Annotated in this window: 3 protein-coding genes; all 3 read right to left on the reverse strand. The window is 66.1% G+C overall.

The window, feature by feature from the left end:
• Positions 1-34: 34 nt before the first annotated feature.
• Positions 35-517, reverse strand: coding sequence for a single-stranded DNA-binding protein (ssb, locus tag MO486_RS03480; RefSeq protein ID WP_242904563.1), 483 nt, complete (start codon positions 515-517; stop codon positions 35-37).
• A gap of 204 nt (positions 518-721) precedes the next feature.
• The gene (locus tag MO486_RS03485; RefSeq protein ID WP_242904565.1) at positions 722-4,372 is read right to left on the reverse strand and encodes a hypothetical protein; all 3,651 of its coding nucleotides are present in this window, start codon (positions 4,370-4,372) and stop codon (positions 722-724) included.
• 10 nt (positions 4,373-4,382) lie between these two features.
• A partial coding sequence (locus MO486_RS03490; protein WP_242904566.1) for an OmpA family protein occupies positions 4,383-10,294 on the reverse strand: 5,912 nt, incomplete at its 5' end.

The following is a 10,294-nucleotide window of genomic DNA, read 5'->3' on the forward strand; positions in this document are numbered from 1 at the left end:
CATCGCTCGATCTCCGCTCCGCGGCGATCGCTGTTCAGAACGGAATATCGTCGTCGGCGAAGTCATCGGCGAAATCGCTGGCCTTGGCCGCCGGGGCATCGCGGCGCGGCGAATCCTGGCGCGCGGGTGGCCGAGACGATGGGCGCTCGCTGCGCTCCGTCCGCGGTTCCGCACGACCGCCTTCACCGCCACCGCCGAGCATCTGCATGTCTTCGCCGATGATGTCGGTGGTGTAGTGCTTCACCCCGTCCTTCTCGTAGGACCCATATTCGATGCGGCCCTCGATATAGACCTGGCGGCCCTTCCGCAGGTACTCGCCGGCGATCTCGCCCACCTTGCCGAACAGCTTGACCCGGTGCCATTCGGTCTTTTCCTGCTGATTGCCGTCGCGATCCTTGCGCACGCTGGTGGTAGCCAGGCTAAGCGTGGTGATCGCCATGCCGCCCTGCGTGTACTTCACTTCCGGGTCGTTGCCGAGGTTGCCGACCAGGATGACCTTGTTGATGCCACGTGCCATGGGAATGCAAGTCCTTGATTGTCGCCGGGAAGCCGGCGCCTGGCATTCCAGTATAACCGCCGCCCCAAGGGCATCAGGCCAGGCCGCGATGACGGGTAGGATTTTGGCGACTTGCTCTCGCCTGCGACGTGGCCTGCGCCGTGTTGAGCGGCCGCAGGCCACTCGAACCCGGCGAGTTATCCGCCGCGAAAGCGGCCGGATAACTCAGTAATAGCCGGCGAGGTTCAGGAACCAGCCCTTGTTGTCGTATTCCAGGTCGGTCAGGTCATCGCTGAAATCGGTGAAGTTGTAACCGAGACCGACCTTGAAGTTGTCGCCAAGCTGCCGATCGACGCCGACCAGCCAGCCGCGGCGGTCGCCACCATCGCGGACGCCGAGCCAGCGGTATTCAGCCAGCCCCTCCCACTTGGCGATCAGGTGATAGCGCACCTGCGCGGCGGCAAAGTCGGCACGGCTGTCGAGCCAGGTACCGGTGCCGCGGCCCATGCGGTAATCACCCCAACGGCTGGCGAGCTTACCGGCGAGTTCCCAGCGATCGTCGAGCTGGTAGATTGCCTCCAGCGACAGCACTTGCGACTTCTGATCGAACTGCACGCCACCTTCCTGACCTAGCGTGGCGAGGTCATACAGATAGGTGTACTTGCCGAACGCGGCCCAACGGGTGTTGTCGTGCGGACGCCAGGCGAAGCCGAGGTTGGCTTCGGCCAGCTTGGCGCCGGCGGAGGCGATGATGTCGTCCTGCGTGTCCGCGTAGTTGACGCGTGCGGCGAGACGCCAGTCTTCGTTCACCTTGTAGAACAGACGATTGGTCGTCACCCATTGCTCGCGCTGCTCGGCACCGGTGTCCTCGCGATATTCGAGCTTGCTCGACCACTGCATGCGTGCATCGGTACGCCCACCGCTGACGCTGTAGGCGCGACGGTCGACCTGGCCGGATGCGGCATCGAGTTCGCCATCCATCACGGTGAACCCGTAGTGCCAGCCCTGCGCCGGATAGAAATCCATGCCGAAGGTGTGGGCGATGCCGCTGTTGCGGTCGCGCGGATCCTTCAGGTACTGGCTTTCGTTGAACAGGCTGGCCTGGTTCGACAGGCGCCAGCGCTGGCCCAGCGTCCAGCCGTTCTGCAGCGCGCTGTTGAACAGCGGGTCGCGTTCGGTGTTGTCGGTGCTGTAGCCCCAAGCGCCATAGAGCGTGTGGTCCGGGCTGAGACGGTACTCGGCATCGAGCTTGCCGCCGTGGCCGCGGCTGCCGCCGCTGACTTCGGCGCCGACGCTGGAACGATCGCCGAACAGGTACTTCGCACCCAGCGTGAGCAGGTTGTTTTTCTCGTAGCGCCCGTCGTCATCGTCTGCCGTGACCTGGCCGACGCCGTACAGCTCGAGTGTCGCGCCAATGCGGTGGCGGTAGCTCAACGCCGCGAGCAGCGCATCGGTGTCGCCGCTGAGACGCTGTTCGCTGACCTGGCGCAACTCGGCACCGAGCCGCGCGGCGTCGTTGAGGCGCCAGTCGGCGGTGAGCTGGCTCTGCTCCAGCGTGTCGGTGCCGCGTTCGGCATGGCTGTAACGGCCGAACAGGCTGAAGCCATCGGTGAAGTAACCAAGGAATTCGGCACCGTATTCCTCAATACCGAGGCCGGTATCGAAGCGCGACACGGAGAAGCCCGCATCGACATCGCGCCACCACGCACCCAGGCTCCAGTCGCGTTCGGTCCAGCCGAGTTCCTTGAAGTTGGCGCGGGCTTCGACGGCCTTCGCGTCGCCTTCGCGTGCGCCGATGACCGGATTCCGCTGGACGAAACCAAGACCGCCGTTATCTGAATAGAAAATCGGCGCGACGGTGGATTCCGTGCGGCTCTGTTCGAGCTTCAGGTAGGTGCCGCGACCAGCCTGCAGGGTGAGGTCGGCACCGCGCAGCGAGTAATCGTCGCCGCTGCGGTTCTCGTCGATCCAGGTCCCGCCAATCGCGACGTGGTCGCCGAACCATTGCTTGCCGCGCACACCGGCACTGACGTCGTCGGCGTTGAAACCCACCGGAACGTATTCGTAATCGGCCAGCAGCAGTTGCTCATAGCCATCGAGCGGCATGTCGCGCGTGAGCGTGCGCACGTTCTCGCGCGTCACCTGCGCAAGCGGACGCGTGAGGATAAGGCGGCCCTGCAATTCGTCGATTTCGTAATCGGCGCCGCGTTGCAGGTCGACTCGCGCTTCGACGCGTCCGGTACTGCGGTCGCGCACTTCCAGCGTGACCTTGTCCGAGCCCGGCAACACATCGGTGTGGCGCAGGTAGTACAGGCTGCCGCCGGTGCCGAGGAATTCGCTATGGCCGAGCGCGGTCTGCGCCTCGGAACCGAACGCGCGCAGTTCGCTCTTCGCGTCGCCCAGCTTGGTGACGCCGCGCGAACGCCAGTTCAGCGCCGCGCCGTACAGCGAGCGGTGGTACTGGCCGTATTCGGTGCCGGTGATGCCGGTGTTGAAGTTGCCCCACAGCGCCTGGTTCTGGTCCCAGTCCACGCGCACGTACAACTTGCCCTGAGTATCGACGTCGCGATACGTGGTCGAATCGTCGCCATACACCGGGTAGTACAGGTCCGGATCGAGGCGACGGAATACGTCCTGCGCGTCGGCATCGAGGAAGCCGTTGAACAGGCGGTCCACTTCGCGTTCGTGGGTGTCGGCCTGTGCGGTGATGAGGTATTTCCCCTTCACCTTGCCCTTCAGGTAGAACGCGAGGCGGCCTTCGCTGATGAAGTCGTCGTCGTAGCGATCATCGCCGGCCAGCGGTTCGATATTGCCGCCGACGTTGTTCTCCGACAGCGTGAGGTCGGCCAGCGCGACCAGGAAGCTGTATTTGCCGGTGACGTCGACGTCGAGCGTCTTGGTGACCACCGGGGCGTTGCCGGCTTTCACCACCACGTCGTAGCGATGCGTGCCGACGGGCTCGAGGAATTCGGCGACGAACTTGCGTTCGAGATCGACCGGGAAGCTCTGGCCGTTGATTGTCAGCTGCGTGTCGCGGGCAATGTCGCGGCCCTGGATGCGCACGCGCGAGCCGTAGACCGGGATGTTCTGGATGCGCAGTTGGCTCTGGCCGTAGATGGCATTGCCGATCTGCAGCGATTGTGCGGTATCGCCATCGACTGCCTGGCCCAGTGTGCGTTGCACGTCTGCGCGCAGGACCTGCACGCCGCGCTCGAAGTCCGCAGGGGTGACCAGTTGGACGCGCTGTGCGTTGGTTTCGTCGAAGGTCCCGTCCTTGCCGTACGCGCGGGCGACGTACAGCAAGTCGTCGCCGGCCTGCAGGTTCAATCCAGCCGGCAGCGCGCCATCCCATTCGGCATCGGCCACGTTCGACACCGGCAGCTCGATCGTCGCCAGCGGCGTGACCAGGTCGGTATCGCTGCCGCGATACACCGTGACCTGCAGCTTGTCGATGAACGAGGCGTAGTTGGTGTAGCCGTGGAAATGCAGCGGCTTGGTGATGCGGCCGCCTTCGAACGCGGCAGTGGAACCGGCCTGCACGCTGAGGATGGGCTGGCCCAGGGTCGGGTCTTCGGTGGCCCAGACCAGGCCGCCGTTGGGCAGGTCGATTGCGAACTTGCCGGCAATACGGACACTGCCGGGTAGTTCGCGCACGACATCGACGCGTCGGTTCTGTTGCAACGCGGACGCATCGTTTCCGGTGGCGACCGGCTGTTCTTCGCCACGGGTGCGAACGCGGAACAGCAAGCCTTCGTCGCTGCGGCATTCGTCGCCGGTGCATTGCGGGACGGTTGCGTTTTGCGCAAGCACTGGCGTCGCGCCTGCCGAGAGCAGGGCGATCAGGGTCATGTCCAGAAGCTTCATCTTGGTCTTCATGGTCATGTCCTCAGCGGTCGCCCACGCCGACCGCGGCGTTGGGATCGTCAGTGATATCCACCCGCACCTTCTGTCTGACCTCCGGCGTGAGTTCCGCCGCGATCGCCTCGAACACAGCCTTGGCGCGACGCAACCCGAGTTGCACGTTGTAGGCATTGGCACCGCGCGGGTCGGCGCGACCGATGACGCCGATCACGCCATGGCCTTCGCGGTTGAGCGTCGCCGCGATTTCGCGGATCAGGTCGCGGTATGCCGGTTTGATCGTGGCCTTGTCGGTGTCGAACAGGACTTCGCCGAGCCTGATGGCCGTGTCGAGACTGACCACCGTCTGCGTGCCGACCGACACGTCGATCTGCGTCTTGGCGGCAAGTTCCGGCGACAACTGCTTGGCAAGTTCCGCGTGCACCGCACTAGCGCGGGCGAAGGCGATCGATTCGGCTTCGGCCTGCGCCGTGATCGTCACGCGACCGCCGTCGTGTTCGCGAAGCTTTCCAACGATGGTGGCGAACAGCGGTGCGTATTCCGGTTTCACCGTTGCGCTACCAGCTTCGAACAACACTTCGCCCAGTTCGATATTGGTCTCGGACTTGCCGGGACCAATCTCACCCTCAGGCAGCTTGACGCCGAAGTCGAAACGCACCGGGATTCCCGGAGTGATGCGACGCACGCGCGGGTTCTCGGTAGTGAACTGCGAACCCGGCGGCAGCGTAGCCGCATCGACCTTGAGGATGAAGTTGCGACCACGGCTCCAGTCGCCTGCCGGCACGCCGGCGAGGTGGTAGCGGCCGTAGGCATCGGTCTCCATGATCAGGCCTTCGACCGAGGCGATACGCACGCCCGGGATGCCCCGCTCGCCTTCGTCCTGACTGCCGTCGCCATCGCGGTCGTCGAAGACGGTGCCGAGGATCAGGCTGTCATCGAGCAAGGGATCACCTGCCATGTCGACTTCGGCGGTGGCGACGTTGCTGATCGGATCACCGCTCGGGCCAATCGCGGACACGCTGTTGAGGTGCACGCCCTTGCCCACGCCCGCGCCGACACGCAGGTAATAGACGATGGTGGCGCGGCCACCGACGGCGATGTCGATACCACTGATGCGCAGCGGACTGGTGCCGGCCAGCATGCCTGCGTCGTTGTCGTCGTCGACCAGGAGTGAGCCGTCGACATAGGTGAAGCCGGCTGGCGGCGTGTCCACCAGCGTCGCGTTGGCCGCCGCTGATGCGCCGACGTTTTCGACGGTGACTGTGTAGCGAACCAGGTCGCCGGACTTCACATCGCGCTGCGCGGCCTGCTTGACGAGCCGCAACAGCGTGGGGTCGATTGCGCTGACCGCAACGACCGACGTTGTGACCGTATTGCTCGAAGTACTCGACGTCTGGGCCGAATCCGCAGTTGCGGTATTGACGATTGCCCCTGCATCCACGTCGGCTTGCACGACAGTGTGGATGCCCGTCAGCACGCACGTCGCACCCGGCGCAAGGCTCGCGCAGGGGATGCTGGATGGCGTCAATTGCGGATCGCTGACGACGACACCTGTCAGCGCGATGTCGCCAGTGTTGGTCGCGGTGATCGTGTAGGTCAGCACATCGTTGATCGTCACGGAGCCCGAGCCATCGTTGTCGGCATTGGTCGGGACCGCCTTGACCACCGACAGGCTCACCACTGGCGTCGCCGCCGTCGGCGTCGTCACCGTATCGCTGTCGCTCGGATCCGCGAGCGTGCCTGGTGCATCACCGGTCGCGGTCGCCGTATTCGCCACCCCAGCAGGCACATCACCGGCCTGGATCGTGTACGTGTTGCCCGTTGCCGTGCAGGACGCGGTCGCACCCGGTGCCAGCGACACCAGCGTGCAGCTCAGGCTCGGCAGCAGCGGATCGGCGATCGTCACCGGCGCCAGCGTTACCGTGCCCGTGTTCTCTACGCTGAAGGTGTAGGTGATCACGTCACCCGCATCACCTGTCACCGTGTTGCCGTTCGTGTCAGTCACCGACGCCGACTTCGTCAGCACCACGCTCGCCGTCGGCGTCGCCGCCGTCGAGGTGGTGGCCGTATCGGTCGCACTCGGATCGACGATCGTGCCCGGCGCGTCGCCGGTGGCCGTCGCCGTGTTCACCACGTTGCCCGCGGTCACATCGGCGGCCGTGATCACGTAGGTGTTGTTCGTTGCTGCGCAGGACGCGGTGGCACCCGGCGCCAACGACACCAGCGTGCAGCCCAGCGTCGGCAGCAACGGATCGGTCACCGTGACCGGCGCCAACGTCACCGTGCCGGTGTTGGTCGCGCTGAACGTGTAGGTGATCGTGTCGCCCGCATCGCCGGTGACCAGATTGCCGTTCGTGTCGGCCACACTCGCGCTCTTCGCCAGCGTCAGCGACGCCGTCGGCGCCGCCGCCGTCGAGGTGGTGGCCGTATCGGTCGCGGTCGGATCGGTGATCGTGCCCGGCGCATCGCCGGTCGCGGTCGCGGTGTTCACCACGTTGCCCGCGGTCACATCAGCGGCCGTGATCACGTAGGTGTTGTTCGCAGGGGTGCAGCTGGCCGTCGCGCTTGGTGCCAGGCTGGCGATGGTGCAGCTCAGGCTCGGCAGCAGCGGATCGGTGACCGTGACCGGCGCCAACGTCACCGTGCCGGTGTTGGTCGCACTGAACGTATAGGTGATGGTGTCGCCCGCATCGCCCGTCACCAGATTGCCGTTCGTGTCGGTTACCGCGGCGTTCTTCGCCAGCGTCAGCGATGCCGTCGGCGTCGCCGCCGTCGTCACCGTGGCGGTATCGGTCGCGGTCGGGTCGGTCATCGTGCCCGGCGCGTCGCCGGTCGCGGTCGCGGTGTTCACGACATTGCCGGCGGTGACATCCGCGGCCGTGATCACGTAGGTGTTGTTGGTTGCTGCGCACGACGCGGTCGCCGCTGGCGCCAGACTGGCGATGGTGCACGTCAGGCTGGGCAGCAACGGATCCGTGACCGTCACCGGCGCCAACGTCACCGTGCCCGTGTTGGTCGCACTGAAGGTGTAGGTGATCGTGTCGCCCGCATCGCCGGTCACCAGATTGCCGTTCGTGTCGGCCACGCTCGCGCTCTTCGCCAGCGTCAGCGACGCCGTCGGCGCCGCCACCTCCGGCGTCGACACCGAGTCGCTATCTGACGGATCCGGGATCGTCCCGGGCGCATCGCCCGTCGCCGTCGCCGTATTCGTCACCCCGCCCACATCGCTTGTCTGAATGACGTACGTGTTGTTCGTTGCCGCGCAGGACACGGTCGCACCCGGTGCCAAGGTGGCGATCGCGCACGTCAGGCTTGGCAGCAACGGATCCGTGATCGTGACCGGCGACAACGTCACCGTGCCGGTGTTCTCCACGCTGAAGCTGTAGGTGATCGTGTCCCCGGCATCGCCGGTGACCAGATTGCCGTTCGTGTCGGCCACGGAAGCCGACTTCACCAGCGTCATCGACGCCGTCGGCGTGGCCGCGGTCGAGGTGGTGGCCGTATCGGTCGCGGTCGGGTCGGTCATCGTGCCCGGTGCATCGCCGGTCGCGGTTGCCGTGTTCATCACGTTGCCCGCCGTCACATCGGCGGCCGTGATCACGTAGGTGTTGCTGGTTGCCGCACAACTGGCCGTCGCACCCGCCTCAAGACTGGCTATGGTGCACGCCAGGCTCGGCAGCAGCGGATCCGTGACCATCACCGGCGCCAACGTCACCGTGCCGGTGTTGGTCGCGCTGAACGTGTAGGTGATCGTGTCGCCCGCATCGCCCGTGACCAGATTGCCGTTCGTATCGGTCACCGAGGCCGCCTTCGCCAGCGTCAGTGACGCCGTTGGCGTCGCTGAAGTCGAGGTGGTGGCCGTATCGGTCGCGGTCGGATCGGTGATCGTGCCCGGTGCATCGCCGGTCGCCGTCGCCGTGTTCACCACGCTGCCCACCGTGACATCCGCCGCGGTGATCACGTAGGTGTTGTTCGTTGCCGCACAGCTGGCCGTCGCACTCGGTGCCAGGCTGGCGATGGTGCACGTCAGGCTGGGCAGCAACGGATCCGTGACCATCACCGGCGCCAACGTCACCGTGCCGGTGTTGGTCGCATCGAACGTGTAGGTGATCGTGTCGCCCGCATCGCCGGTGACCAGATTGCCGTTCGTGTCGGCCACCGAGGCCGACTTGTCGAGCGTCAGCGACGCCGTCGGCGTCGCGGCCGTCGAGGTGGTGGCCGTATCGGTCGCGGTTGGATCGGTGATCGTGCCCGGTGCATCGCCGGTCGCGGTCGCGGTGTTCACCACGTTGCCCGCCGTGACATCGGCCGCGGTGATCACGTAGGTGTTGTTGGTTGCTGCGCACGACGCGGTCGCCGCTGGTGCCAGACTGGCGATGGTGCACGTCAGGCTGGGCAGCAACGGATCCGTGACCGTCACCGGCGCCAACGTCACCGTGCCGGTGTTGGTCGCGCTGAACGTGTAGGTGATCGTGTCGCCCGCATCGCCGGTGACCAGATTGCCGTTCGTGTCGGCCACGGAGGCCGACTTCGCCAGCGTCAGTGACGCCGTTGGCGTCGCCGACGTCGGCGTAGTGGCCGTATCGGTCGCGGTCGGATCGACAATCGTGCCCGGCGCATCGCCGGTCGCCGTCGCCGTGTTCACCACGTCGCCCGCGGTGACATCCGCCGCGGTGATCACATACGTGTTGTTCGTTGCGGTGCAGGACGCGGTCGCGCCCGGCGCCAGCGACGCCAGCGTGCAGCCCAGCGTCGGCAGCAGCGGATCCGTGACCGTGACCGGCGCCAAGGTCACCGTGCCCGTATTCGTCGCACTGAACGTGTAGGTGATGGTGTCGCCCGCATCGCCCGTGACCAGATTGCCGTTCGTGTCCGCCACGGAAGCCGACTTCGCCAGCGTCAGCGACGCCGTCGGCGTTGCCGCCGTCGTCACCGTCGCGCTGTCGGTCGCGGTCGGATCGACGATCGTGCCCGGCGCGTCGCCGGTCGCGGTCGCCGTGTTCACCACGTTGCCGGCGGTCACATCGCTTGCGGTGATCGCGTAGGTATTGTTCGTCGCCGCGCAGGACGCGGTCGCACCGGGTGCCAACGACGCCAGCGTACAACCCAAGCTCGGCAGCAGCGGATCGGTGATCGTCACCGGCGCCAACGTCACCGTGCCCGTGTTGGTCGCACTGAACGTGTAAGTGATCGTGTCGCCGGCATCGCCGGTGACCAGGTTGCCATTCGTGTCGGTTACCGCGGCGTTCTTCGCCAGCGTCAGCGATGCCGTCGGCGTCGCCGCCGTCGTCACCGTGGCGGTATCGGTCGCGGTTGGATCGGTCATCGTGCCCGGCGCGTCGCCGGTGGCCGTCGCCGTGTTCACGACATTGCCGGCAGTGACATCAGCCGCCGTGATCACGTAGGTGTTGTTGGTCACCGTGCAGGACGCGGTCGCACCGGGTGCCAGCGACGCCAGCGTGCAGCCCAGCGTCGGCAGCAGCGGATCCGTGACCGTGACCGGCGCCAAGGTCACCGTGCCCGTATTCGTCGCACTGAACGTGTAGGTGATGGTGTCGCCCGCATCGCCCGTGACCAGATTGCCGTTCGTGTCCGCCACCGCGGCGTTCTTGGCCAGCGTCAGCGACGCCGTCGGCGTTGCCGCCGTCGTCACCGTCGCGCTGTCGGTCGCGGTCGGATCGACGATCGTGCCCGGCGCATCGCCGGTCGCGGTCGCGGTGTTCACCACACTGCCCGCCGTGACATCGGCCGCGGTGATCACGTAGGTGTTGTTGGTTGCTGCGCACGACGCGGTCGCGGCCGGTGCCAGACTAGCGATGGTGCACGTCAGGCTGGGCAGCAACGGATCCGTGACCGTCACCGGCGCCAACGTCACCGTGCCGGTGTTGGTCGCGCTGAACGTGTAGGTGATCGTGTCGCCCGCATCGCCGGTGACCAGAT

Source organism: Lysobacter sp. CFH 32150 (assembly GCF_022758295.1).
Taxonomy (GTDB): Bacteria; Pseudomonadota; Gammaproteobacteria; order Xanthomonadales; family Xanthomonadaceae; genus CFH-32150.

Bases quoted from the DNA above. Each gene is read 5' to 3' on its own strand.
- ssb (WP_242904563.1), bottom strand. From the start codon at position 517: ATGGCACGTGGCATCAACAAGGTCATCCTGGTCGGCAACCTCGGCAAC.
- MO486_RS03485 (WP_242904565.1), bottom strand. From the start codon at position 4,372: ATGAAGACCAAGATGAAGCTTCTGGACATGACCCTGATCGCCCTGCTC.